Annotated in this window: 1 protein-coding gene; it reads left to right on the plus strand. The window is 32.6% G+C overall.

Features of this window, described 5'->3' with window-relative positions; genetic code table 11:
- The first annotated feature begins 28 nt into the window (after positions 1-28).
- Complete coding sequence (locus ABWO04_RS11995; protein ID WP_353079913.1) at positions 29-1159, plus strand: T9SS type A sorting domain-containing protein; 1131 nt, start codon at positions 29-31, stop codon at positions 1157-1159.
- Positions 1160-1255 lie beyond the last annotated feature (96 nt).

Consider the following 1255-nt stretch of genomic DNA (forward strand, 5'->3'; position numbering starts at 1 on the left):
AAGAATTAGTCTAAAAAAATAAAAAGACATGAAAAAAATATTTTTACAATTCATTTTGTTGATTTCACTATCCAATTGGGCTTTTGCTCAAACAAATATTTATGACAGTATTTTTGTTGGAGGTCGTTGGAGAACTTTTTTAACTCATCTTCCAACAGGATATAATACTTCGAACAACTACCCATTAGTTTTAGCATTTCACGGTGGTGGTCTATTAGGTTATCAATCCATTCAATATCAATCTCGTTTATCTCAAAAATCAGATACTGCAGGTTTTATTGTTGTATATCCCGAAGGAGTAAAAACTGCAGGAAATAGAACTTGGAACGCAGGAGGTTGTTGCGCCCCATCAACAACACAAAATATAGACGATGTTGGATTTGTAAATTCTTTACTAAATAATTTATTTGCAAACAGACCAATTGATACAACTCGTGTTTATGCAACTGGTTTTTCAAATGGTGCATTGTTGTGTTATCGACTTGCTAACCAACTAACAAATCGATTTGCCGCCATAGCGCCAGTTGCAGGTGATTTAATGTATTATCCTTGGAATCCTGAAAGATCTATCCCAATAATTAGTTTTCATTCTTATCAAGACCAGAATGTAAAATATTTTGGAGGCGTAACAATTGGTTCAACTGGAACATATTTTCCACCGCAAGACAGTATGTTTAATATAATAAGTACAAATTATTCCTGCGGTATTTTGAAAGACACCTTATTCCATAACATAAACCAATATGACCATTTCAAATATTCAAACTGCTCCTGTAACGCAATAATAGAGCAATTTGTAAGCTATGACGGGGAACATTCTTGGCCTGGAGGACTTTCTTCAGGAACGGTAACTGTTAGCAATCAATTTAGTGCAACATATTTAATGTGGCAGTTTTTTCAGAATTATACAACAAGCTGTTTAACTACTGGTATTGAAAATTTTAACGAAACAAATATTAAAATAGAGGCATTCCCTAATCCATTCTCAAACAAAATCAATCTGACTAACACGACTGGAAATGAAAATTTCACGCTTATTAATTATTTTGGTCAAGTTATTTGGACAGGTAAAAATATTGAACAGCAGAATTTTTCATACTTAACAAATGGTCTTTATTTCCTGAAAATTGACAATAGGACAATTAAACTAGTTAAATAATGAAAAGAATATTGTTACTAATCTGTTTGAACTTTATTATGCTGACTTGTTGCTTCGGACAAACAGATATTTACGACAGCATAAACGTTGGCAACG

The sequence above is a fragment of the Flavobacterium sp. genome (assembly GCF_040382755.1).
Taxonomy (GTDB): Bacteria; Bacteroidota; Bacteroidia; order Flavobacteriales; family Flavobacteriaceae; genus Flavobacterium.

What these genes read in the sequence shown, in the direction of transcription:
- ABWO04_RS11995 (WP_353079913.1), top strand. Translation starts at nt 29, where the DNA reads ATGAAAAAAATATTTTTACAATTCATTTTGTTGATTTCACTATCCAAT.